Raw genomic sequence first — 20,408 nt, forward strand, 5'->3', positions numbered from 1 at the left:
ATTCTATGCAATGGACAATTCAGGGCTAATGGAGGCTAACTGAAACTGGGGCATCGCCTCGGTGCACAGGGCAAGGGGGAAAGGCGATTCAGGATAACCCACCCCCAATAGACAAAGGCCTACAGGGGGGGCAGCATACTTGACGAGGTGGCGTTGCTCCTGCTGCCAAATTTCCGTAAAACTGGCGGGCGATCGCTGGCCTTGCCCCACCTGTACCAAGAGTCCCACCAACAGGCGCATCATGCCGTAGAGAAACCCCGAAGCTTGCACCTCAATTTCCACAAGGGCACCGCGCCGCTGGCAGCTCACCGCCTGCACCTCCACCCAAGAATGGGCACGATTCGAGCCCGAACGGTGAAAGGCACTGAGGTGATGCCGCCCCAACAATGGCTGAAGCACGGCTGCCATTTTTTCCACATCTAAGGGGGCATAGTAGTAGTGCCATGTCCAAGGGCGCAAAAAGATATTGGGGCAGGGATCGGTATAGAGGGTATAGCGATAGCGACGCCACAGCGCCGAGAAACGGGCATGCCAGTGATCGGGCACCACCGCCGCCGCACGAATCACCACATCGGCGGGCAAGCGAGCATTGAGAATCCCCGGCCAACGATGAACGGGAATGGGCGAGTTGACCGTGACGTGAGCCACTTGACCAGCAGCATGAACCCCTGTATCGGTGCGACCGGCTGCGACAACAGAGACGGGATGATTGACAACACTGGCGATCGCCTGCTCAATCACCTCCTGTACTGTGCGCTGTCCCACCTGCCGTTGCCAGCCGTGGAAATGGGTGCCCTGGTACTGAATAAGCAGTGCCAAGCGTTGGCCGCTCTGAGGAGGTGCGATCGCCGTCATCATTGCCTGCTACACCAGTTCAATGACCGCCAATTCGGCATTATCACCCCGCCGCCGCACACTGCGGATAATGCGGGTATAGCCACCCTTGCGATCGCCATAGCGCTCTGGAGCTTGGGCAAACAGAGCATGCACCAGTTGCTTATCGTAGAGATAGCCAAGGGCACGCCGCCGTGCCGCCAAGGAGCCATCCTTTGCCAAGGTGATCATCCGCTCCGCCTCTGCGCGTACCGCCTTTGCCCGCGCTTTGGTGGTGGTAATGCGGCCATGGCGAATCAATTCAGTGGTCAGTGCCCGCAGCAGTGCTTTTCGTTGATCGGCTGGCAGTCCTAGCTGGGGAACCCGACGTTGGTGACGCATAGACAAACCTCATTCAATCTCTCTAGTTACGGGCAGCTTTTTGGGGCGGTAGTGTAATGCCCAAGTGTTTTTGCAGTGCTTCGATCACTTCCTCGGCAGACTTTTGACCGAAGTTTTTGATCTCCAGTAGCTCTTCTTGGGAATACTCAAGGAGGTCAGCGACCGTATTGACTTGGGCACGCTTGAGACAGTTGTAGGCACGCACCGACAAATTGAGTTGCTCAATGGGAATTTGTCCCGTTTCGTCATGCTCATCGGTGGTGGTGGCCTCAGAGGTGTGCAGGGGCACTTCCTTCAAGGGGCTAAAGAGATCCACGAGAATCGTTGCCGCCTGATTGAGGGCATCTTGGGGGGTCAAGCTGCCATTCGTCCAGATTTCCAGTTTTAGATAGTCTTGGAGCTGGCGATCGCCCTCTGCACCCGCACTGCGCACCGAATCAACGGTATAGTTGACCCGCCGCACGGGCATAAAGACCGCATCCAATTGCAGATAGTCCAAGGCAAGGCGATCGTCCCGTACCCGCTCCACCGAGCGATAGCCACGATCCTGTTCAATCTTGAATTCCATCTCCAAGGTTGCCCCCGGCATCAGCGTGGCAATATAGTGGTTGGGGTTGACCACTTCCACTTCAGAGCCAAGTTGCACCATGCCAGCAGTAACCGTCAATGGCTCATTCTCAGGGGCTTGGGCAAAAAGGCGACCCATTTGGGGTTCTGAGGTGTGGCTGCGAATCACCAACTGCTTCATTTGCAGCAAAATGTCCATGACATCTTCGCGCACACCGGGAATTGTTGAAAACTCATGATTCACACCGGCAATGCGCACCGCTGTCACGGCACTACCGGGTAAGTTGGCAAGAAGAACCCGCCGCAGGGCATTCCCCACCGTAATCCCTTGACCGGGGGCGAGGGGGTACAGCGCAAATTGGCCGTACTGCCCTTGATCCTCCTCAACCCGTGTTTCCAAACATTCAATTTGATATGCCATAACTGTGCTCCCAAGTGACCCAAACGAACCTAAACCCGCCGCCGTTTGGGGGGACGGCAACCATTGTGGGGAATGGGGGTCACATCCCGAATGAGGGTAATTTCTAGACCTGCGGCTTGCAACGCCCGAATCGCTGTCTCGCGACCAGAACCGGGACCACTCACCATGACCTCAATTTGCCGCATTCCCTGATCAATGGCACGGCGAGCTGCATTATCAGCAGCAGTTTGAGCTGCAAAGGGTGTGCCTTTTTTGGCACCTTTGAAACCACTGGAGCCAGCGGAGGCCCAAGCAATCACCTCACCATTGGGGTCGGTAATTGAGACAATCGTGTTATTAAATGTGGACTGAATGTGGGCAACGCCACTGGGGACATTGCGCTTTTGCTTACGAGGGCCAGAGCGTTTTGCAGAGGGTGCCATAATCTATCCAAACCGTGAATCAGGTAGTAGGAGCGGAAAAACTTATTTCTTAGCAGCGGGTTTTTTCTTACCCGCCACAGTGCGACGACCACCACGACGGGTGCGCGCATTGGTACGGGTGCGCTGACCACGAACCGGCAATCCAAGGCGATGCCGCCGCCCGCGGTAGCAGCCAATGTCCATGAGCCGCTTGATATTCATGGCCTCGAGACGGCGCAGATCCCCTTCCACTTGGTACTCGTCAATCGCAGCCCGCAGTGCCGCAATATCGGCATCCGTCAAATCGCGAGTGCGGGTATCTGGGTTAACACCCGTTTTTGCCAAAATTTCCTTGGAGCGGGTCAAGCCGATGCCATAGATGTAGGTGAGGGCAATTTCAATGCGTTTGTCGCGGGGTAAATCAACACCAGCAATACGAGCCATGAATCTAGTTCCTATGTGTGCAACAACAGTGGGTTACCCTTGGCGCTGCTTGTGTTTCGGATTGGTGCAGATCACCATGACCCGACCACGTCGCCGAATGACGCGGCATTTTTCACAAATACGCCGTACCGATGCTCTTACTTTCATATCAGTTGCTCATGTAGTCGCAAATTTTATATCTTAGCAGAGTGGCCAACAAAGATCAAACTACTTTTTGCGCAGGCGATAGGTAATCCGCCCTTTGGTCAGGTCATAGGGGGTCAATTCCACCTTCACGCGATCGCCCGGCAAAATTTTGATGTAGTTGCGGCGAATCTTACCGGAAATATGGGCAAGGACATTAAAGCCATTGTCCAGATCCACCCGAAACATGGCGTTGGGCAATGACTCGGTCACTGTCCCTTCAATTTCAATAGCATCCTGTTTAGACACGGTTCACCTCCCCAATACGTGCTTGAATGGCAGCAGTTACCTCTTCGATCGTACGTGTTCCATCAATGTGCACAAACTTGGGATGACTCATGTACTGTTGAATCATCGGTAGGGTTTCCCGCTCATAGACCTGTACCCGCTTGAGGATGGTTTCAGGGGTATCATCGGAGCGCTGCTGACCATTGGCCGCTTGCTGAGCACGCTTGAGGGCGCGTTCCTGGAGAATCGCAGCAGGCACATCTAAGAAGAGCAAGTAATCATAGTCTTGGTGAATGCTTTTGAGCATCTCCTCAAAGACTGCTGCTTGTACCACATTGCGGGGAAAACCGTCCAAAAGCCAACCCGCAGCCGTATCTGGCTGTTGCAAGCGATTGGCCACCATATCCACAATCACCTGATCCGGTACCAGTTCACCGCGATCCATGTAGCTTTGAGCCTGTTGACCGAGGGGGGTGCCCGCAGCTCGCTCTGCCCGCAGAATATCCCCTGTAGAAATATGGGGAATCCCCAAAAGTGTGGTCAGAATTGCTGCCTGTGTCCCTTTGCCCGAACCAGGGCCGCCAAACAAAATTAAGCGCATTACTGCTTCACCATCCCCTCATAACGTTGTGAAATCACATAGGTTTGAATCTGTTTTGAGGTGTCAATGGCCACCCCCACCAAGATCAACAGGGAGGTCGCCCCCAGCCCTTGAAATGTTGTTACTTTGGTTGCACTTTCGACTGCCGTGGGAATAATCGCCACCAGACCCAAAAAGATCGCCCCTAGGAATGTCAGGCGGTTGAGAACCCGCTCTAGGTAATCAGAGGTGGCTTTCCCCGGTCGAATTCCCGGAATACTAGCGCCCATCTTTTTCAGGTTTTGGGACATATCCACAGGGTTGACAATCAAAGAAGCGTAAAAGTAGCTAAAGAAGAGAATCAAGAGCAAGTAGAAAATCACATATGCCCATGGGGTAGGACCTGCGGGGGAAACATAGCTGGCCAGTCGTGCCACGAGTTCGTTGCGGGTAAACTGCGCCAAGGTGGAAGGCAGAATGAGTACCGCTGAGGCAAAGATAATTGGCATCACCCCCCCTTGGTTTAAGCGCAGGGGCAGGTAACTGGTTTGCTCGCGGTAGAGTTTGCGCCCCACTTGGCGACGTGCCGAAACAATGGGGATGCGGCGAGTCCCCTCTTGCACAAAGACAATGCCGACAATCATGGCCAAAAAGACGGCCACCAAAATAACGATGCCGCCAATATTGCCCCCACTTTCGGCGAGGGCGATCGTCTGACCCACTGAGGCAGGCAAGTAGGCAACAATGCTCAAAAAGATCAAGAGTGAGGCTCCATTACCCACGCCCCGCTCAGTAATCAATTCCGAAATCCACATCACCACCATTGAGCCAGCGGTCAGGCCAAGGACAATTTCAGCAACAAACCACGCCCCCGGATGCAAAGCCGCACCGGGAATGGAACTGACAAAAATGGCAATGCCAAAACTTTGCAGAACTGCCCAGCCCACAGCCACGTAGCGAGTAATTTGGGAAATTTTGCGGCGGCCGGCTTCTCCCTCATCCTTTTGCAGCCGCTCCAAGGAGGGGAGAGCAGCAGTCAGCAATTGCATGATGATGGAGGCGTTAATATAGGGCAGAATGCCGAGGGCAAAAATCCCAAGGGCAGAGAGGCCACCGCCTGAAAAGATGTCGAGGAAGCGAATCACGGCATTATCTTGGACGCTCTGGGCAAAAACGGCGCGATCGATCCCCGGAATGGGTAGATAAATCCCCAGCCGTACCAAGATCAATAGCCCAATGGTGATCAGGAGTCGACCCCGCAGACCAGCCGCTTGAGCCATCTGCATAAAGGTTTCTTGGGCAGTGGGTGCCTTGCCGCGATTCACAATCATATTGGGGTTCCTCTATTCACTGTCGGCAGCAACGGAGGTCTCCACACATACCCCACCAGCAGCTTCAATCTTGCTGCGGGCACTGCCACTAAAGGCAGCGGCATGAACCTCTAGCTTGACGTTTAGCTCACCATCCCCCAGCACTTTGAGGGGATATTTGGCGGTGGTGAGAATGCCAGTCTCAAGGAGAGACTCAACCGTCACTACACTATTGGCGGGTAGGGTATTGAGACGACCCACGTTGATCGTAGTGTAAACCTTCCGGTTGACGAGGGGAAAGTGCTTGAGTTTGGGGAGACGACGGTAGAGGGGGTTTTGACCGCCTTCAAAGCCGGGACGGGTAGGGCGACCAGAACGGGATTTTTGCCCGCGCATCCCAAAGCCACCACTTGCCCCTTGACCTGCGGCAATGCCCCGACCAATCCGCCGTTTGCGTCGTCGCGATCCCGCTTGGGGGTGCAGATCTTGAAACCGCATGGACAACTCCTACCTATTTGCTATAGAGGTTTTCAATGGGGATTTCCCGCTCCTCGGCAACTTCTTGGAAGGTGCGCAAGGCCGCAAGGGCTTCGAGGGCGGCGCGGGCATTGTTGAGGGGGTTGCTGGAGCCTAGTTGTTTGGCCAGCACGTTGCGTACCCCTGCTAGTTCTAGAACGGTGCGCACAGAGCCACCAGCAATTACCCCGGTTCCCGGTGCAGCGGGGCGAATCATGACGCGGGCAGCACCGCCTTCGCCAAAAGTGGGGTGGGGAATAGAGTTGGACTTGGTGATCGGGACATCAATCAGGTGCTTTTTGCCATCGGCCACACCTTTGCGCACTGCACCAATGACATCGGCAGCCTTACCGACGCCCACACCCACTTGGCCACGCTCGTTGCCAACAACCACAATGGCGCGGAAGCTCAGTTTCTTACCGCCTTTGACTACTTTGGAGACGCGGCGGATCTGGACGACCCGCTCTTGCCAGTCGGTTTCTTTTTCAACTTTGCGGGGGTTTTTACGACGATTTGCCATCGGGTCATCCTCTAAAAGTCTAGTCCAGCTTCACGGGCGGCATCCGCCAAGGCCTTGACACGACCATGGTAGAGATTGCCACCGCGATCAAAGACAACGCGCTCAATGCCAGCGGCTTTGGCACGCTCTGCAATTAGTCGCCCCACTTCAATAGAGGCGGCACAGGTGCTGCCATCCCCCAGCTTTTGCCGCAGTTCTGGCTCAACACTGGAAGCGGCCACAAGGGTATGGTGCCGGGTGTCATCAATCACCTGGGCATAGATATGCTGATGAGAACGAAAGACAGCGAGGCGGGGGCGATCGCTGGTACCTTTGACTTTGCGGCGAATGCGCTGATGCCGACTTTGGCGAGCCGCAGTACGAGTTTGTTTCATCTATTTCTTCCCTGTCTTACCAACTTTACGACGCACAAATTCACCCATATAGCGAATGCCCTTGCCTTTGTAGGGTTCAGGGGGACGTACAGCGCGAATACGGGCAGAGGTGTTGCCGACTAGTTCTTTATCAATGCCACTGACAAGGACAATCGTACCCTGCTGCACTTTTTTACCTTGGTTGTCCTCAATTTCTAGGGTAATGCCCTCAGGTGGCACAATCTCAACGGGGTGGCTGTAGCCCATACTGAGGACAAGGGTTTTGCCTTGGAGTTGGGCGCGGTAACCGACCCCTTGAATCTCCAGCTTTTTCGTAAACCCTTGGGAGACGCCTTCCACCATGTTGGCCAATAGCGTGCGGCAGAGGCCGTGGCGTTCTTTAGCAGGTCGAGAATCATCGCGGCGTTTGACAACAATATTTTCGCCCTCTTGGGCAACATTCACCTCGGGCGGCAAAACCCGACTCAGTTGACCCTTGGGGCCTTTGACCGTGACCTGCTGCCCGTCTAGGGTGAGGGTAACATTCTTTGGCAGGGGGATGGGACGCTTGCCAATACGAGACATGTGGGACTTCCTCCGAGCTTACCAAACGTAACAGAGTACTTCGCCGCCAATGCCCTGCTTCCGTGCCTCGCGATCAGTCATGATGCCGCTAGAGGTGGAGATGATGGCAATGCCGATGCCACCGAGCACCCGGGGCAACTCACGGGAATTGGCATAGACGCGCAGACCGGGTTTGCTCACCCGCTTGAGCGCAGTAATAATCGGCTGGCGCTGCTTACCGCGATATTTTAGGGAAACCACAAGATGCCGTTTGATGCCGTCCCCTTGCTCTTCAAAATCGCGAATAAACCCTTCCGCTTTCAGCACCTGCGCAATACTGCGGGTCATGCGCGTGGCCGGAATGGTGGTGGTTTGATGACGCGCAAGGTTTGCGTTGCGGATGCGAGTTAGCATATCGCCAATCGTGTCATTTACTGCCATAGTTGCTCCTTAAAAATCTGCCTCCGGCGTTAGTTCTCACGGAACGGCATGCCCATTGCTTTGAGCAGGGCGCGTCCTTCTTCATCAGTATTGGCAGTGGTGATGATTGAGACATCCATGCCGCGAATTTGATCAATGTCGTCGTAGTTGACTTCGGGGAAAATCAGTTGCTCGCGCAAACCTAGGGTGTAGTTGCCTCGGCCATCAAAGCTTTTGGGGTTGACACCGCGAAAGTCACGGATCCGTGGCAGTGCCAAGTTAATCAAGCGATCCAAAAAGGCATACATGCGATCGGATCGCAGCGTCACGGCCACACCAACGGGCATGCCTTTGCGAATTTTGAAGCCAGCGATCGCCTTCTTGGCGCGGGTGACCACGGGCTTTTGTCCCGTAATCGTGGCAATTTCGGCAATGGTGGCTTCAAGGGCTTTGGCATTTTGCGCCGCTTCCCCCAGACCGCGGTTGACGGTTATTTTGACAATCTTGGGGACTTGGTGAATGTTTTTGTACTGAAACTGCTGCATGAGCTGCGGCACAACGGTTTTGTTGTAGTGATCTTTGAGGCGTTGGGACATGGGGCTTCTCCTAGGGGCATTCTCTGGGCTGGGTCAGAGAGGGAAAACGGGTTAGACCTAATCAATGATTTCGCCAGTTTTCTTGAGCATCCGCACCTTACGGCCATCTTCGGTGTAGGTGTAACAGATGCGGCTGGCCACGTTGTGCTTGGTGGAGTAGAGCATCACTTTACAACTGTAGATGGGAGCCTCCTTGGTGATGATTTGGCCGGATTCTCCCTCTTGGCGGGGCTTCACATGTTTGGTTTTCAGGTTCACCCCTTTGACAATCACCTGACTGGTTTTGGGGAAGACCGCAAGGACTTCGCCGACTTTAGCTTTGTCGCTGCCAGCGATGACTTGAACCGTGTCCCCTTTTTTCACGTGCATGCGATAGCGCACTGGCTTTTTGTTTGCTTTCTTGGCCGCCATTAGAGTACCTCCGGTGCCAATGAAACAATTTTCGTAAAGTTTTTATCCCGCAGTTCACGAGCCACAGGACCAAAGACACGGGTACCGCGAGGGTTACCCTCTTGGTTGATCAAGACAGCGGCATTGTCATCAAAGCGAATGCTCATGCCACTTTCACGGCGGATGGTTTTGCGGGTGCGCACAATGACAGCGCGAACCACATCGGATTTTTTCACGGCCATATTGGGGGTGGCATCTTTGACGGTGGCAATGATCACATCGCCGACACTGCCGTAGCGACGGTTACCGCCGCCGAGCACACGGATGCAGAGGAGCTTTTTGGCGCCGCTATTGTCGGCAACGTTGAGATAGGTTTCCTGTTGAATCATGGCTGGCTCTCCTTAGGCAGTGCGAGGACTGAGAATCTCGGCAATGACCCAACGCTTGGTGCGACTCAGGGGACGGGTTTCCCGAATGCGCACGCGATCGCCCACTTTGGCTTCGTTATTTTCATCATGGGCTTTGTAGCGGCGGGTTTTGACGACAATTTTGCCGTACTTGGGGTGGGGGGCGCGGTTTTCGACGGCAACGACGACGGTTTTTTGCATTTTGTCGCTGACGACGACGCCAACACGTTCTTTAACTGCCATTAGTCTTGGCCTCCACTGCGGCGACGTTCATTCTCAAGGGTTAAAAGCTGTGCCAACTCGTGGCGCAGATGCTTAAATTGATGGGGCTTGACCTCTTGGCGGGTGGCTTTTTTGAAGCGGAGATCAAAGAGTTCTTTTTTAATGGCGGCAATGCGATCGCTCACCTCTTGATCACTCAGTTCCCGCAGGTCTTTCATTTTTGTCAGTGCCATTCTTAACCCTCCTGTTGTTCCTCTTCTTGATTGCGCACCAGAAAACGGGTCTTGATCGGCATTTTGTAGGCAGCAAGGCGCATGGCTTCGCGGGCAACCGCCTCCGGCACACCGGCAATTTCATACATAATGCGACCGGGTTTGACCACTGCCACCCAGTATTCCGGTGAGCCTTTCCCTGACCCCATCCGCGTTTCGGCAGGCCGCATTGTCACGGGCTTATCGGGGAAAATGCGAATCCAGATTTTGCCACCGCGGCGGATATAGCGGGTCATGGCACGACGGCCAGCCTCAATTTGCCGTGAGGTGATCCAAGCGGGTTCAAGGGCTTGAAGGGCATAGTCGCCAAAGTGGATAGAGTTACCGCGACTGGCAACCCCCGTCATGCGACCCCGCTGCTGTTTGCGAAATTTTGTACGCTTTGGACTTAACATCGCTGGCTTCCCTGTTAGTTAGAGCGATTTTCAAATTGGGGTAGGCGGCGTTGGGGACTGCGGCGACTGGGTTCCCGTGTTACGGCTTCGGTTTGTCCCGGCAGTACCTCACCTTTGAAGATCCACACTTTCACGCCCAAAATGCCGTAGATTGTGCGGGCGGTGCGGTAGGCATAGTCAATGTCTGCCCGTAGGGTATGCAGAGGAACGCGACCCTCCCGTGTCCACTCGGTACGGGCAATTTCCGCCCCATTCAGGCGACCCGCCACTTGGACTTTGATCCCCTCAATGCCTGCTCGCTGTGCCCGCTGAATGGCTTGGCGCACGGCGCGTCGGAAGGCCACCCGTCGCTCTAGTTGCTGGGTGATGTATTCCGCCAAGAGGCTGGCCTCAGCATCGACACGGTTGACTTCCACCACGTTCACTTTGATCGTGCGGTTGCTAGGGAGCATCTGCCGCAGTTGCTTGCGCAGTTCCTCAATCCCTTGGCCGCCTTTACCAACGACGACGCCGGGACGAGCGGTGCGAATTTGCAACTCCACTTGATCCGCTTTGCGCTCAATGCGCACTTCCGCAATGCCAGCGTTGGCCAGTTGCTTGTTAATAAACGTGCGGATGCGGTGATCCTCCTGTAATAGCTCAGGATAGCGATCGCTATCGGCGTACCAGCGGGAGCGATGTTCTTGTGTAATGCCGAGGCGAAAGCCAATTGGATGAATCTTCTGTCCCACGATGGTATCCTTCTACGATTCGTCAGCAGTGTTTTGGGGCGCCACAGCAATCGTGATGTGGCAGGTGGGCTTGCGAATTTGGTAAGCGCGGCCCTGGGCGCGAGGGCGAAATCGCTTCAGGCAAGGCCCTTGATCGGCATAGGCTTGACTAATTACCAAGGTGGCGGGATCCAAGCCTAAATTGTGGGTGGCATTGGCTGCCGCCGATCGCAAGACCTTTGTAATCGGCTCACAGGCACGATAGGGCATAAAGCGCAGCATAATCAGGGCATCGCGGTAGGTGCGACCCCGCAGTTGATCCAGTACCCGCCGCACCTTGTGGGGTGACATGCGGACATACTTGGCGCAGGCACGGGCAGTAGGAGAAGAGGTAGAAACCATAGACGGCTATCCCAGACGCGAACAAGAGAATCAATGGCGGGCTTTTTTATCGCCCTTAACATGACTGCGGAAGTTGCGGGTGGGGGCAAATTCCCCCAGTTTGTGACCCACCATCTGCTCAGTGATGTACACGGGCACGTGCTGCTTGCCGTTATGGACGGCGATCGTGTGGCCAATCATTTCTGGCACAATCGTTGAGGCACGCGACCACGTTTTGATCACTTCCTTGGCATTGCGCTCATTGAGGGCTTCAATCTTGCGTAAGAGATGATCCGCCACAAAGGGGCCTTTTTTTAATGAACGTCCCATAACCTAACTTCTCCGCAAAAACCTAAGACTGACGACCACCGCGACCCCGCTTGGAAGACTTCTTACGACGCCGCACGATGAGAGCATCGCTGAGTTTTTTCTTCTTGCGAGTTTTGTAGCCAAGGGTGGGTTTACCCCAAGGCGTGACAGGCCCAGGACGACCAATGGGGGCGCGTCCTTCACCCCCACCGTGGGGGTGATCCACCGGGTTCATCACCGAACCGCGCACCTTCGGACGACGACCTTTCCAGCGATTGCGACCCGCTTTCCCTAAGCTGATGTTGTTGGCTTCAACATTCCCCACTTGGCCAATGGTGGCATAGCACTCCTTGCGGAAGAGCCGCACTTCACCCGAGGGAAGCTTGAGGGTGACCATATCCCCTTCTTTGGCCACTACTTGTGCCATCGCACCAGCAGCTCGCACCATTTGCGCACCGCGACCGGGGATAATTTCCACATTGTGCACACTGGTACCCAAGGGAATTTTGCCCAGAGGAAGGGAGTTACCCACTTCAATAGGGGCATCGGGACTGGCAATAACCTCGGTGCCGGGGGTCAAATCTCGAGGATGGATGATGTAGCGTTTCTCGCCATCGCGATAGTGGAGCAGAGCAATGCGGGCATTGCGGTTGGGATCGTACTCCACAGTTGCCACTTTGGCGGGGACATTGAGCTTGCTACTGCGGCGAAAATCCACAATACGATAGCGACGCTTGTGGCCACCCCCCCGCCGCCGACTGGTAATGACACCGCGATTGTTGCGGCCTTTGTCGCGCTTGAAGCCACGGGTCAGCGACTTTTCGGGCTTGTCGGTGGTAATTTCAGCAAAGTCAGAAACAGTTTTTTGGCGAACGCCGGGGGTGTAGGGTCGGTAAACGCGAATGCCCATGATCTACTCCGTTAAACTTCGGGGAAGAGAACGATCTTGCTGTCGGGGGCAAGGGTGACGATCGCCCGCTTGTAGCGAGGACGATGACCAACAAACCGACCCACACGGCGCTCTTTAGGGGGCAGATGATAGGTATTCACTGCTGTAACTTTGACGTTAAAGAGTTCTTCAATCGCAGCCTTGATTTGCGGTTTGGTGGCGCGCCGGTCCACATCGAAGCTGTATTGATTGTTTTCCAATAAAATCGTGGCCTTCTCTGTGATGATGGGGCGCTTGATGAGATCCGCAAGGGCGCGGGGTTGGACTTTAGTCACCGTACACCTCCTGAATTTTGGCGATCGCGCCAGTGGTGGCAACAATGCGATCGGCATAGAGTAAATCAAAAACATTCAATTGATCGGCACGCAGGAGTTTCAGGGTGGGCACATTTCGCGCCGAGAGTGCCACCATTTCGGCAATGTCTTCCACCAGTAGCAGCACCTTTTGCTCTGGCTCAATGCCCCAGCGTTGCAGCGCCGTCACCAGTTCCTTGGTTTTGGGACGGGGCAAGTGATCGGCAAAGTCTTGAACCACAATCAAGTCTTCAACGCGGCTCATCAGGGCTGTGCGCAGGGCAAGCCGCCGCTCCTTACGATTCATTTTTTGGCTGTAGTCGCGGGGCTTAGGACCAAAGATCACACCGCCCCCCCGCCAGAGGGGAGAACGAATCGAACCAGCACGGGCACGCCCTGTTCCTTTTTGCCGCCAAGGTTTGCGACCGCCGCCGCGCACTTCGGCACGGGTTTTGGTGGAAACGGTTCCCTGCCGAGCATTGGCTAACTGCCGCACAAGGGCACGATGAACAATATGACTGGCGGTTTCAGGTTTTGCCGTCGTTAGATCAAGGGTGGCTTCACCACTGTCGGCACCCTGCCAGTCTTTAACCACACATGCAACCATAACTACTCTCCAGCCCTTATTTGCGACCGACAACCTTGGCGGGGGTAATGCTCACCAGTGCCCCCGGTTTACCCGGTAGTGCCCCTTTGATCAGGATTAAGTTGCGCTCAGGATCAACGCGCACCACCTGCAATTTGCGAATGGTGACTGCCGTATTGCCCATGCGACCGGCCATCCGCTTGCCGGGGAAAACCCGACCCGGGGTGGTTCCTGCCCCAGTGGAACCGGGCAGACGGTGGTTTTTCGAGCCATGCGCCATTGGACCGCGCTTAAAATTGTGGCGTTTTTGATAGCCCGCAAAGCCTCGGCCAATGCTGGTGCCGTGGACATCCACAAGCTGCCCCGGACTAAAAATATCAACGGTGATGGCCTGACCCAATTGATAGGCAGAGGCATCTTCGAGGCGAAATTCCCGCAGATGACGCATGGGGGGCGTTTGCGATTTGTTGAGGTGGCCGCGCTCGGGGCGACTCAGGTTTTTCTGCCGCACTTCGCCGTAGGCCACTTGAATGGCCGTGTAGCCGTCGGTTTGGGGGGTTTTGATTTGTGTGATCGGACACGGCCCCGCTTGTACCACCGTAATGGGGACAGATCGACCCGCCTCGTCAAAGATTTGGGTCATGCCCAACTTTGTCCCTAAAATACCAACTGTCACGATCGCGTTCCTTAAAAATACGAATCACAACAAAACAGCGAGAGGCAGCCCGTAGGCTACACCTCGGCAGATTCCTACAGTTAGGAATGGTGGATTGACCCAGCAGTTACACGGTCAAGACGATGACGCTCAAGGCGCATCCATCGTTGATCAAGGACAGGCGCAGGTAAAGATGGCAAGGCTATGATTGCAAGTTGCGAACACGCTGCCACCCCTGGATCAGTGGAACCAAGGACTTAAGGGGGTTGAGGCGATCGCGCCCACTCAGTATCCGTTTTTGGTCACAAGTTTTAATCATAGATCAGCGATTGTGGGTTTGTCTAGGCATTTGGTAACATTTTTTACGCCTTCTTGTGGATCCAGCAGCGTGTTTGAATTTGTCTGCCAGCAGGACTGTGCCCATACCCAAGCGCGGGCAGGCCTGTTTCACACCCCCCATGGCGCAGTGGCAACGCCGCGTTTTATGCCCGTGGGTACTTTAGCGAATGTGAAAACCCTCACCCCAGAACACCTCAAGGCGGCGGGCGCTCAAATGGTTTTGGCCAACACCTACCATTTGCACCTGCAACCGGGGGAAGACATTGTGGCCGCAGCGGGGGGGCTGCACCGTTTTATGGGCTGGTCAGGGCCAATTCTCACGGATTCGGGGGGGTTTCAGGTCTTTAGCCTCAGCGAAATGCGGCAAATTTCCGATCAGGGGGTGGTGTTTCGTTCACCCCACGATGGTCAAATCATTGAACTGTCACCCGAGCGGGCGATCGCCATTCAAGAGGCCTTGGGGGCAGATGTGATCATGGCCTTTGATGAGTGCCCCCCCTATCCTGCAAGCCGGCAGGCAGTGATCCAAGCGACGCAACGCACCCTGCATTGGCTAGAGCGCTGCATTGCTGCAAAGCAACGATCCGATCAAGCCCTCTTTGCCATTGTGCAAGGGGGAGTGTATGCCGATCTGCGGCGAGAATGTGCTGCGGCGATGCTGCCCTATGACTTGGCGGGCTATGCCATTGGTGGCGTGAGTGTGGGGGAACCCAACAGTGCCATGCATGAAATTGTGGCGGTGACGGCTCCCCTCTTGCCTGCCCATAAGCCACGTTATTTGATGGGGGTGGGAACTCACTTAGAAATGTTGCGGGCGATCGCTGCCGGGGTCGATCTCTTTGACTGTGTGATTCCCACCCGCTTGGCTCGCCACGGCTGTGCCATTGTCCAAGGGCAGCGCTGGAACCTAAAAAATGCTCGCTTTCGCCGCGATTATGAACCCTTGGATCCCACCTGTCCCTGCTATACCTGCACCACCTTTAGCCGAGCCTACCTAAGTCATTTAGTGCGTGCCAAGGAGCTACTGGCCTACACCTTACTCTCGATTCATAATGTGACGGAACTGATTCGGTTCACCCAAGCAGCACGCCAAGCCATTTTAGAGGAGCGATTTGTGGCGTTTGCGGCAGAATGGGAGCAGCGACTGTTGGTGAATGCCGAGGAACCGGATGCTGCGCTTCTCTGATGCCGTTTTATCAAGGCAGGAACGCTTGAGCCGCTGGGGCTTTTTGGGACTGACCACAGCACCTTTAGTGGGAGCGGCACTCTTTAACCATACGGGGACGCCGCCTTTTTTACTTTGTCTTTTTCGAGCAACAACGGGTATTCCCTGTCCAGGCTGCGGTCTGACCCGTTCCTTTATGGCGATCGCTCGCGGCAATGTTGAAGATGCCCTGAGAATGCATCTCTTTGGCCCTGTGCTCTTTCTCGCATTTACGGTGATGGCGGTTTTTATAGGCCTAGAGCTGAAAACTGGCCGGCGATTGCAGCACACCCCCTTTCGCTACATCAATGAACGCATTCAAAACTGGTGGTGGCTAGGGGTGATTTATCTTGGCTACTATGGTTTGCGGCTGTACAGCCTATTTCACACCGGGGAATTTTATATCAATCCCCTAAAAAACATCTTTCTGAGGAGTTAATCAATGACTATCTCCATTCATTACGTTGATCCCAAGACGAAAGCACCACTTAGAAAGGATCATACTGCGTACTATAGTGAGACGGGTTCTGTTTATCCAATTGTTAATCAGATTCCTAGATTTGTAGATTCAAGCCAAAACTACACCCAAAGTTTTGGTCTGCAATGGAATAAGTTCTCAAAAACACAAATAGATGATACAGATCAAAAACAATCTGAAACTCGATTCTTTGCAACAACAAACTGGCAGCCTGAGGAGCTTGCTGGCAAAAGTATTTTAGAAGCCGGTTCTGGTGCAGGTAGATTTACACGGGTTATCCTAGAAAAAACGTCTGCTTATCTTTGGAGTTTTGATTATTCAGAGGCGGTTGAGGCAAATTGGCAAAATAATTCTGATATTGCTGGCGGAAGATTACACCTATTTCAAGCGAGCATCTATGACATCCCTTTGCCTGAAGCCTCTTTTGATAAGGTGTTTTGTTTTGGGGTTCTACAACATACACCTGACTTTGAAGAATCTGTAAAAAATCTGATTAAATACGCAAAAATCGGTGCTGAGATTGTGGTTGATTTCTATCCGATTAAAGGTTTTTGGACAAAAATACACGCAAAATATCTTTTAAGACCCTTGACAAAAAAGATGTCACACCAAGCTCTGTTGAATTTAATTGAGAAGAATATTGATGGTTTAATTACGTTATTTGATTTTTTAGTGAAAGTTAAACTAGGCGTACTGACTCGATTTTTACCAATTGTTGATCTACGAACAATTCCTAGTACTGTGGATCAGCAAAAACGCCGTGAATGGGCAATTTTAGACACCTTTGATATGTTCTCGCCGGAGTATGACAATCCCCAAAGAATAAAAGATGTTGCTGCTATGTTTGAACGTCACGGAGCTAAGGTTACTTTTGCCGGATTTGTCAAATCAAGCGCTGGCACTAGCGCAGTGGTCAGAGGCGTTCGCGAAACTTAAAGTAAAGATCACGGGAGTCGTCTTTAGCAAGGGTCCCTTTCATGGGATATTGAAATCGGTTGTGTGCGATCGAGAACCGGAGACCCATGAGATTACATCGCTTGCTTTATCTCAGTTGTGCCACAGATGGCCTGTCCTACCCAGACCTGCGGGATATTATGGCCAAGTCAGAGGTGAACAATCTCCGCGATGGCATTACGGGAATACTGTGCTACGGCAACGGCATGTTTCTGCAAACCTTAGAGGGCGATCGCCAGAAAGTGAGTGAAACCTACGCCCGCATCCTCAAGGATCCCCGCCACCACAGCGCTGAGATTATTGAATTCAAAGCGATCGCAGAGCGCACCTTCATCAATTGGTCAATGCGTCTGGTGCAGTTGGGCGAGATGGACAGTGATAAAATTCGGTACCTGCGGTTAAAATACTCACCAGCAGCAACCTTTCAGCCCACCTCAATGACGGCTGAGCAATGTTTTCACTTCCTCAAAGAACTCTATGAAATGAGCCAAGGAACTTAGTGTGAGCGATGCCCACTGGCTAAGTATTCCCGATCTACTGCGGCTGCCCGCCCAGACCTATGAGTGGCGGGTGGATACCGATTTTCCAGACTTGGCAACGTTGACTCCCGTGCAAGGAATGGTGACTGCCAGTCACCGCCACACCTACTTAGAAGTCAGCGCCAGTGTGCAGACAATTGTCACCCTCTCTTGCGATCGCTGTTTGCAGTACTATAACCATCGCTTGGTGTGTACCACTACGGAACTGATTTGGCTAGCGGAAACCCCAGCCAGTCAGCCCGACGATGATCTGGTGGAAACCTTGCCCGCTAACGGTCGCATTGATCTTGCGGATTGGCTCTACCAGCAACTCTGCCTTGCCCTGCCCTACCCCCAATACTGTGACCCCAATTGTGGCGGTATTCACCCCCCTGTCCCTGCGGACCCCCCCATTGATCACCGCTGGGCAATGCTTGCGCAACTACAATCGGTTCTGGAGCGTTCGGAACCATCGCCGTGAGTGCTCAGTCTGACCTTGAACTGTTGCTGCGGGCACGCTATCCCCTGTTGTATGTGGCCACAACAGAGGAAGAACGCCTTGAGGCAACACTGCACACAATTAGCGATCGCCTGAATCAGCGCCCCATCTACATTTGGGATTTTGTGGAGGGGTATCAGGGCAATCCCAATGATCTGGGGGTCGCCAAGCGCAATCCCCTCAGTGCCCTTGAATTCGTCGAAAGACTGCCGCGACCGGCAGCGGCCATGATTCTGCTGCGGGATTTTCACCGCTTTATTGAGGACGTGGCCGTCTCCCGCAAACTGCGCAACTTGGCGCGGCAGCTCAAGTCCCAGCCCAAAAACCTGATCCTACTGGCTCCGACGGTGCAGTTGCCCCCGGAACTGCGGGATGTGATTACCGTTGTGGAGTTCCCTTTGCCCCAACGGGAGGAAATTCGCCTTGAACTGGTGAAGCTCTGTCAAAGCCTCGGCAACATTCCCGCAGAACCCATTCTCGATGAGTTGATCCGCGCCTGTCAGGGCTTGACCCTAGAGCGGATTCGCCGCGTCATTGGTCGGATCATTGCCCTCCACGGTGCGCTGGACGGCAGCCATGTGGATCTGGTCTTGGAGGAAAAGCGGCAGATCCTGCGGCAAACCCAAATTCTCGAATTTTACCCCACCCAAGAAACCATTGCCGACATTGGTGGTCTTGATAACCTCAAGGAGTGGTTGCTGCGGCGCGGCGGTGCTTTTTCCGAGCGGGCACGGCGCTATGGGCTGCCCTATCCGCGGGGGGTGCTGCTAGTGGGAATTCAGGGCACCGGTAAATCCCTAGTGGCAAAGGCGATCGCCCACCAATGGCACTTGCCGCTGTTGCGATTGGATGTGGGGCGACTCTTTGGCGGCCTCGTGGGGGAATCCGAAGCACGTACCCGCGAGATGATTCAAATTGCTGAAGCCCTAGCCCCCTGCGTCCTCTGGATTGATGAGATGGATAAAGCCTTTGCGGGCATTGATGGCCGAGGGGATGGCGGTACCAGTAGCCGTGTTTTTGGCACGATTATCACTTGGCTAGCGGAGAAAACCTCTGCTGTTTTTGTTGTGGCCACTGCCAACAATGTGCAGGTCTTGCCCCCGGAACTGCTGCGTAAGGGTCGCTTTGATGAAATCTTTTTTGTCGGACTACCCAATGTGGATGAGCGGCGAGCGATTTTTGAAGTGCACCTCAGTCGTGTGCGGCGCGATCGCCTGCAAAACTATGATTTAGAGCGGTTGGCCTACGAAACCATTGACTTTTCTGGGGCTGAAATTGAGCAGTGTATCATTGAGGCAATGCACCTTGCCTTTAGCCAAGACCGCGACTTTACCACCGAAGATCTGCTGCACGCGGCCAGTGAGATTATCCCCTTGGCACGCACCGCCCGTGAGCAAGTGCACCAATTACAAGAATGGGCGGCCTCCGGGCGGGCACGGTTTGCCTCACGAATCCTGTCTCCCCCCACAGGGCGTTAGATCATGAAACCAGTGGTGCGTGTGCTGCAATGGCTCCTAGGAACCTTTTTGGGTTTAGGTCTGATTACCCTTGTGGCCGCTGCTATCATTACACCCCTCGTCTTTAACTTGCTCTGGCCACCCCCCCGCCCCGAGGTCGAAGCACAAAATTCGCCACCGCCTACGCCACCAGAGTCGTCACCGAATTCCCCCTCACCCCCTCCTGAACCAACCCCGACCCCCTCACCGCAGCCAAACTCTGAAGGGCGGGTGATCTATGGCGATGGTTTACGGTTGCGCGATCGCCCCAGTCGCGAGGCAAATGCTCTGGGGGGTGTGGCCTTTGATGAAGTGGTGACGATCCTAGAGCGCAGTGAGGATGGGGAATGGCTGAAGATTCGCACCGCCAACAATCTTGAAGGCTGGGTACTGGCCTTTGGTGTGCAGGAAACAACAGCTCAATCTCCCACCTCCAGTGAGACGCCCCAGTAGGCGCTATTGGGAAAATTCCTGCATTTGCTGAAACGAACGGTACTCACGATCGCCACTCAGCCATTCCACGAGCGTGATTTTCACCCGCCCCCCCGCATTGGGAGTTGCCAGAAACTCCGCCTCTCCTTCGCTATTAATCACGCGATTGCGCAACTGGGTGGATCCCGCTTCCAGTAGTCGCTTGCTCGTCGGGTCATAAATCTCGTAGTAGATCTGGACATTGCGCGCTGGTGTCGCGGTTTCATTGCGCACGCGCCCCGTGAGGCGGTGGTACCAGACACCCGCAATATTCTCGCTCTGCAATTGGACATCGGTGACGCGCACCACTTTGGGCGCTTCGCGACGGCGGGCGATCGCGGGCTTGCCTTCAAAAGACAAGAACCCGACACTAGTCGTCAACAGCAGACCGCAGAGCCAAATTGTGCGTAAGCTAGGCATTGTTCTCTACCCGGTGTGACAATAATAGAGTCTAAGACGCAACATTTAGCGGGAGCGATCGGCCTCATTGGCCTTGAGGATACCACCTTAGTGACCGCTGCCCCGAGTCTGTACCTGCTGGATTGGATTCACCCCACTTAAC

General features: G+C 54.3%; 36 protein-coding genes. 8 read left to right on the top strand and 28 right to left on the bottom strand.

What is annotated here, in order from left to right:
- Positions 1–3: 3 nt before the first annotated feature.
- From truA to rplC, 27 genes are read right to left on the bottom strand one after another with little or no spacing between them, the layout of a single operon-like run.
- Positions 4–858, bottom strand: a complete 855-nt coding sequence (truA, locus tag RHJ02_RS06120) for a tRNA pseudouridine(38-40) synthase TruA (protein WP_206201502.1) — start codon at positions 856–858, stop codon at positions 4–6.
- Between the two features lie 6 nt (positions 859–864).
- Entirely contained in the window at positions 865–1,215 is a 351-nt protein-coding gene (rplQ, locus tag RHJ02_RS06125) for a 50S ribosomal protein L17 (RefSeq protein WP_206201503.1), read from the bottom strand.
- Between the two features lie 22 nt (positions 1,216–1,237).
- A complete protein-coding gene (locus RHJ02_RS06130) occupies positions 1,238–2,203 on the bottom strand; it encodes a DNA-directed RNA polymerase subunit alpha (protein WP_206201504.1) in 966 nt (321 codons plus the stop codon).
- A 29-nt stretch (positions 2,204–2,232) separates the two neighbouring features.
- Positions 2,233–2,625 carry a 30S ribosomal protein S11 gene (rpsK, locus tag RHJ02_RS06135; protein ID WP_011055959.1) on the bottom strand — a complete coding sequence of 131 codons (393 nt, stop codon included), beginning with the start codon at positions 2,623–2,625 and terminating at the stop codon, positions 2,233–2,235.
- Positions 2,626–2,667: 42 nt separating this feature from the next.
- Positions 2,668–3,048, bottom strand: a complete 381-nt coding sequence (gene rpsM, locus RHJ02_RS06140; RefSeq protein WP_024125578.1) for a 30S ribosomal protein S13 — start codon at positions 3,046–3,048, stop codon at positions 2,668–2,670.
- A gap of 33 nt (positions 3,049–3,081) precedes the next feature.
- Positions 3,082–3,195 carry a 50S ribosomal protein L36 gene (gene rpmJ, locus RHJ02_RS06145; RefSeq protein ID WP_011055957.1) on the bottom strand — a complete coding sequence of 38 codons (114 nt, stop codon included), beginning with the start codon at positions 3,193–3,195 and terminating at the stop codon, positions 3,082–3,084.
- A 60-nt stretch (positions 3,196–3,255) separates the two neighbouring features.
- Positions 3,256–3,480 (bottom strand): translation initiation factor IF-1, encoded by a 225-nt coding sequence (infA, locus tag RHJ02_RS06150; RefSeq protein ID WP_011055956.1) that lies wholly within the window; start codon positions 3,478–3,480, stop codon positions 3,256–3,258.
- The gene (locus RHJ02_RS06155) at positions 3,473–4,060 is read right to left on the bottom strand and encodes an adenylate kinase (RefSeq protein ID WP_206201505.1); all 588 of its coding nucleotides are present in this window, start codon (positions 4,058–4,060) and stop codon (positions 3,473–3,475) included. Before RHJ02_RS06155 ends, infA begins: the two co-directional genes overlap by 8 nt.
- Positions 4,060–5,370: a preprotein translocase subunit SecY gene (gene secY / locus RHJ02_RS06160; protein ID WP_206201506.1), complete on the bottom strand. Its 1,311-nt coding sequence runs from the start codon at positions 5,368–5,370 to the stop codon at positions 4,060–4,062. Before secY ends, RHJ02_RS06155 begins: the two co-directional genes overlap by 1 nt.
- Before the next feature lie 12 nt (positions 5,371–5,382).
- The gene (gene rplO / locus RHJ02_RS06165) at positions 5,383–5,847 is read right to left on the bottom strand and encodes a 50S ribosomal protein L15 (RefSeq protein ID WP_206201507.1); all 465 of its coding nucleotides are present in this window, start codon (positions 5,845–5,847) and stop codon (positions 5,383–5,385) included.
- A 13-nt stretch (positions 5,848–5,860) separates the two neighbouring features.
- Positions 5,861–6,385: a 30S ribosomal protein S5 gene (gene rpsE, locus RHJ02_RS06170; protein ID WP_011055952.1), complete on the bottom strand. Its 525-nt coding sequence runs from the start codon at positions 6,383–6,385 to the stop codon at positions 5,861–5,863.
- Positions 6,386–6,396: 11 nt separating this feature from the next.
- Positions 6,397–6,759: a 50S ribosomal protein L18 gene (gene rplR / locus RHJ02_RS06175; RefSeq protein ID WP_206201508.1), complete on the bottom strand. Its 363-nt coding sequence runs from the start codon at positions 6,757–6,759 to the stop codon at positions 6,397–6,399.
- Entirely contained in the window at positions 6,760–7,323 is a 564-nt protein-coding gene (gene rplF, locus RHJ02_RS06180; RefSeq protein WP_206201509.1) for a 50S ribosomal protein L6, read from the bottom strand. It abuts the gene before it with no gap.
- 18 nt (positions 7,324–7,341) lie between these two features.
- Positions 7,342–7,743, bottom strand: coding sequence for a 30S ribosomal protein S8 (gene rpsH, locus RHJ02_RS06185; protein ID WP_149817898.1), 402 nt, complete (start codon positions 7,741–7,743; stop codon positions 7,342–7,344).
- A 29-nt stretch (positions 7,744–7,772) separates the two neighbouring features.
- Positions 7,773–8,318, bottom strand: a complete 546-nt coding sequence (rplE, locus tag RHJ02_RS06190) for a 50S ribosomal protein L5 (RefSeq protein ID WP_206201510.1) — start codon at positions 8,316–8,318, stop codon at positions 7,773–7,775.
- 57 nt (positions 8,319–8,375) lie between these two features.
- Positions 8,376–8,729: a 50S ribosomal protein L24 gene (rplX, locus tag RHJ02_RS06195; protein WP_225901675.1), complete on the bottom strand. Its 354-nt coding sequence runs from the start codon at positions 8,727–8,729 to the stop codon at positions 8,376–8,378.
- Positions 8,729–9,097 carry a 50S ribosomal protein L14 gene (gene rplN, locus RHJ02_RS06200; RefSeq protein ID WP_149817900.1) on the bottom strand — a complete coding sequence of 123 codons (369 nt, stop codon included), beginning with the start codon at positions 9,095–9,097 and terminating at the stop codon, positions 8,729–8,731. Before rplN ends, rplX begins: the two co-directional genes overlap by 1 nt.
- A gap of 12 nt (positions 9,098–9,109) precedes the next feature.
- Complete coding sequence (rpsQ, locus tag RHJ02_RS06205; RefSeq protein ID WP_011055945.1) at positions 9,110–9,358, bottom strand: 30S ribosomal protein S17; 249 nt, start codon at positions 9,356–9,358, stop codon at positions 9,110–9,112.
- Positions 9,358–9,570: a 50S ribosomal protein L29 gene (gene rpmC, locus RHJ02_RS06210; RefSeq protein WP_206201511.1), complete on the bottom strand. Its 213-nt coding sequence runs from the start codon at positions 9,568–9,570 to the stop codon at positions 9,358–9,360. Before rpmC ends, rpsQ begins: the two co-directional genes overlap by 1 nt.
- Positions 9,571–9,572: 2 nt before the next feature.
- Positions 9,573–10,004 carry a 50S ribosomal protein L16 gene (gene rplP, locus RHJ02_RS06215; protein ID WP_149817904.1) on the bottom strand — a complete coding sequence of 144 codons (432 nt, stop codon included), beginning with the start codon at positions 10,002–10,004 and terminating at the stop codon, positions 9,573–9,575.
- 14 nt (positions 10,005–10,018) lie between these two features.
- Positions 10,019–10,735, bottom strand: coding sequence for a 30S ribosomal protein S3 (rpsC, locus tag RHJ02_RS06220; RefSeq protein WP_149817906.1), 717 nt, complete (start codon positions 10,733–10,735; stop codon positions 10,019–10,021).
- 12 nt (positions 10,736–10,747) lie between these two features.
- On the bottom strand, positions 10,748–11,116 hold the full coding sequence (rplV, locus tag RHJ02_RS06225) for a 50S ribosomal protein L22 (protein ID WP_011055941.1): 369 nt from the start codon (positions 11,114–11,116) through the stop codon (positions 10,748–10,750).
- Positions 11,117–11,146: 30 nt separating this feature from the next.
- Positions 11,147–11,425 carry a 30S ribosomal protein S19 gene (gene rpsS / locus RHJ02_RS06230; protein WP_011055940.1) on the bottom strand — a complete coding sequence of 93 codons (279 nt, stop codon included), beginning with the start codon at positions 11,423–11,425 and terminating at the stop codon, positions 11,147–11,149.
- A 22-nt stretch (positions 11,426–11,447) separates the two neighbouring features.
- Positions 11,448–12,314 (bottom strand): 50S ribosomal protein L2, encoded by an 867-nt coding sequence (rplB, locus tag RHJ02_RS06235; protein ID WP_302676458.1) that lies wholly within the window; start codon positions 12,312–12,314, stop codon positions 11,448–11,450.
- Between the two features lie 11 nt (positions 12,315–12,325).
- Entirely contained in the window at positions 12,326–12,628 is a 303-nt protein-coding gene (locus tag RHJ02_RS06240; RefSeq protein WP_206201513.1) for a 50S ribosomal protein L23, read from the bottom strand.
- Positions 12,621–13,253 carry a 50S ribosomal protein L4 gene (rplD, locus tag RHJ02_RS06245; RefSeq protein WP_302676457.1) on the bottom strand — a complete coding sequence of 211 codons (633 nt, stop codon included), beginning with the start codon at positions 13,251–13,253 and terminating at the stop codon, positions 12,621–12,623. Before rplD ends, RHJ02_RS06240 begins: the two co-directional genes overlap by 8 nt.
- 16 nt (positions 13,254–13,269) lie before the next feature.
- Complete coding sequence (gene rplC, locus RHJ02_RS06250) at positions 13,270–13,908, bottom strand: 50S ribosomal protein L3 (RefSeq protein ID WP_206201515.1); 639 nt, start codon at positions 13,906–13,908, stop codon at positions 13,270–13,272.
- Positions 13,909–14,275: 367 nt separating this feature from the next.
- On the opposite strand from rplC, the gene tgt reads away from it, so the two are divergent.
- The 7 genes from tgt to RHJ02_RS06285 all read left to right on the top strand — a co-directional run bounded on the left by tgt (position 14,276) and on the right by RHJ02_RS06285 (position 19,828).
- Positions 14,276–15,412: a tRNA guanosine(34) transglycosylase Tgt gene (tgt, locus tag RHJ02_RS06255; protein ID WP_206201516.1), complete on the top strand. Its 1,137-nt coding sequence runs from the start codon at positions 14,276–14,278 to the stop codon at positions 15,410–15,412.
- Entirely contained in the window at positions 15,396–15,869 is a 474-nt protein-coding gene (locus RHJ02_RS06260) for a DUF2752 domain-containing protein (protein ID WP_206201517.1), read from the top strand. Before tgt ends, RHJ02_RS06260 begins: the two co-directional genes overlap by 17 nt.
- A gap of 3 nt (positions 15,870–15,872) precedes the next feature.
- Positions 15,873–16,844 (top strand): bifunctional 2-polyprenyl-6-hydroxyphenol methylase/3-demethylubiquinol 3-O-methyltransferase UbiG, encoded by a 972-nt coding sequence (locus RHJ02_RS06265; RefSeq protein ID WP_149817921.1) that lies wholly within the window; start codon positions 15,873–15,875, stop codon positions 16,842–16,844.
- Positions 16,845–16,930: 86 nt separating this feature from the next.
- Complete coding sequence (locus RHJ02_RS06270) at positions 16,931–17,362, top strand: BLUF domain-containing protein (protein ID WP_206201518.1); 432 nt, start codon at positions 16,931–16,933, stop codon at positions 17,360–17,362.
- Position 17,363: 1 nt separating this feature from the next.
- A complete protein-coding gene (locus RHJ02_RS06275) occupies positions 17,364–17,861 on the top strand; it encodes a DUF177 domain-containing protein (RefSeq protein WP_302679111.1) in 498 nt (165 codons plus the stop codon).
- A complete protein-coding gene (locus RHJ02_RS06280) occupies positions 17,858–19,357 on the top strand; it encodes an AAA family ATPase (protein WP_206201519.1) in 1,500 nt (499 codons plus the stop codon). The genes RHJ02_RS06275 and RHJ02_RS06280 overlap by 4 nt, the downstream gene beginning before the upstream one ends.
- Before the next feature lie 3 nt (positions 19,358–19,360).
- Positions 19,361–19,828, top strand: a complete 468-nt coding sequence (locus RHJ02_RS06285; protein WP_206201520.1) for an SH3 domain-containing protein — start codon at positions 19,361–19,363, stop codon at positions 19,826–19,828.
- A gap of 3 nt (positions 19,829–19,831) precedes the next feature.
- On the opposite strand, the gene RHJ02_RS06290 is transcribed toward RHJ02_RS06285, so the two are convergent.
- The gene (locus RHJ02_RS06290) at positions 19,832–20,266 is read right to left on the bottom strand and encodes a hypothetical protein (protein ID WP_310438370.1); all 435 of its coding nucleotides are present in this window, start codon (positions 20,264–20,266) and stop codon (positions 19,832–19,834) included.
- A 15-nt stretch (positions 20,267–20,281) separates the two neighbouring features.
- On the opposite strand from RHJ02_RS06290, the gene RHJ02_RS06295 reads away from it, so the two are divergent.
- A complete protein-coding gene (locus RHJ02_RS06295; RefSeq protein WP_302676450.1) occupies positions 20,282–20,407 on the top strand; it encodes a hypothetical protein in 126 nt (41 codons plus the stop codon).
- The last annotated feature ends 1 nt before the right edge of the window (position 20,408 follow it).

It is taken from the genome of Thermosynechococcus sp. TG215, assembly GCF_031583455.1.
Lineage (GTDB): Bacteria > Cyanobacteriota > Cyanobacteriia > Thermosynechococcales > Thermosynechococcaceae > Thermosynechococcus.

Coding starts and splice junctions, on each gene's coding strand:
- truA (WP_206201502.1), bottom strand. CDS start 858: ATGATGACGGCGATCGCACCTCCTCAGAGCGGCCAACGCTTGGCACTG.
- rplQ (WP_206201503.1), bottom strand. CDS start 1,215: ATGCGTCACCAACGTCGGGTTCCCCAGCTAGGACTGCCAGCCGATCAA.
- RHJ02_RS06130 (WP_206201504.1), bottom strand. CDS start 2,203: ATGGCATATCAAATTGAATGTTTGGAAACACGGGTTGAGGAGGATCAA.
- rpsK (WP_011055959.1), bottom strand. CDS start 2,625: ATGGCACCCTCTGCAAAACGCTCTGGCCCTCGTAAGCAAAAGCGCAAT.
- rpsM (WP_024125578.1), bottom strand. CDS start 3,048: ATGGCTCGTATTGCTGGTGTTGATTTACCCCGCGACAAACGCATTGAA.
- rpmJ (WP_011055957.1), bottom strand. CDS start 3,195: ATGAAAGTAAGAGCATCGGTACGGCGTATTTGTGAAAAATGCCGCGTC.
- RHJ02_RS06155 (WP_206201505.1), bottom strand. CDS start 4,060: ATGCGCTTAATTTTGTTTGGCGGCCCTGGTTCGGGCAAAGGGACACAG.
- secY (WP_206201506.1), bottom strand. CDS start 5,370: ATGATTGTGAATCGCGGCAAGGCACCCACTGCCCAAGAAACCTTTATG.
- rplO (WP_206201507.1), bottom strand. CDS start 5,847: ATGCGGTTTCAAGATCTGCACCCCCAAGCGGGATCGCGACGACGCAAA.
- rpsE (WP_011055952.1), bottom strand. CDS start 6,385: ATGGCAAATCGTCGTAAAAACCCCCGCAAAGTTGAAAAAGAAACCGAC.
- rplR (WP_206201508.1), bottom strand. CDS start 6,759: ATGAAACAAACTCGTACTGCGGCTCGCCAAAGTCGGCATCAGCGCATT.
- rplF (WP_206201509.1), bottom strand. CDS start 7,323: ATGTCTCGTATTGGCAAGCGTCCCATCCCCCTGCCAAAGAATGTTACC.
- rpsH (WP_149817898.1), bottom strand. CDS start 7,743: ATGGCAGTAAATGACACGATTGGCGATATGCTAACTCGCATCCGCAAC.
- rplE (WP_206201510.1), bottom strand. CDS start 8,318: ATGTCCCAACGCCTCAAAGATCACTACAACAAAACCGTTGTGCCGCAG.
- rplX (WP_225901675.1), bottom strand. CDS start 8,729: ATGGCGGCCAAGAAAGCAAACAAAAAGCCAGTGCGCTATCGCATGCAC.
- rplN (WP_149817900.1), bottom strand. CDS start 9,097: ATGATTCAACAGGAAACCTATCTCAACGTTGCCGACAATAGCGGCGCC.
- rpsQ (WP_011055945.1), bottom strand. CDS start 9,358: ATGGCAGTTAAAGAACGTGTTGGCGTCGTCGTCAGCGACAAAATGCAA.
- rpmC (WP_206201511.1), bottom strand. CDS start 9,570: ATGGCACTGACAAAAATGAAAGACCTGCGGGAACTGAGTGATCAAGAG.
- rplP (WP_149817904.1), bottom strand. CDS start 10,004: ATGTTAAGTCCAAAGCGTACAAAATTTCGCAAACAGCAGCGGGGTCGC.
- rplV (WP_011055941.1), bottom strand. CDS start 11,116: ATGGTTTCTACCTCTTCTCCTACTGCCCGTGCCTGCGCCAAGTATGTC.
- rpsS (WP_011055940.1), bottom strand. CDS start 11,425: ATGGGACGTTCATTAAAAAAAGGCCCCTTTGTGGCGGATCATCTCTTA.
- rplB (WP_302676458.1), bottom strand. CDS start 12,314: ATGGGCATTCGCGTTTACCGACCCTACACCCCCGGCGTTCGCCAAAAA.
- rplD (WP_302676457.1), bottom strand. CDS start 13,253: ATGGTTGCATGTGTGGTTAAAGACTGGCAGGGTGCCGACAGTGGTGAA.
- RHJ02_RS06260 (WP_206201517.1), top strand. CDS start 15,396: ATGCTGCGCTTCTCTGATGCCGTTTTATCAAGGCAGGAACGCTTGAGC.
- RHJ02_RS06265 (WP_149817921.1), top strand. CDS start 15,873: ATGACTATCTCCATTCATTACGTTGATCCCAAGACGAAAGCACCACTT.
- RHJ02_RS06270 (WP_206201518.1), top strand. CDS start 16,931: ATGAGATTACATCGCTTGCTTTATCTCAGTTGTGCCACAGATGGCCTG.
- RHJ02_RS06285 (WP_206201520.1), top strand. CDS start 19,361: ATGAAACCAGTGGTGCGTGTGCTGCAATGGCTCCTAGGAACCTTTTTG.
- RHJ02_RS06290 (WP_310438370.1), bottom strand. CDS start 20,266: ATGCCTAGCTTACGCACAATTTGGCTCTGCGGTCTGCTGTTGACGACT.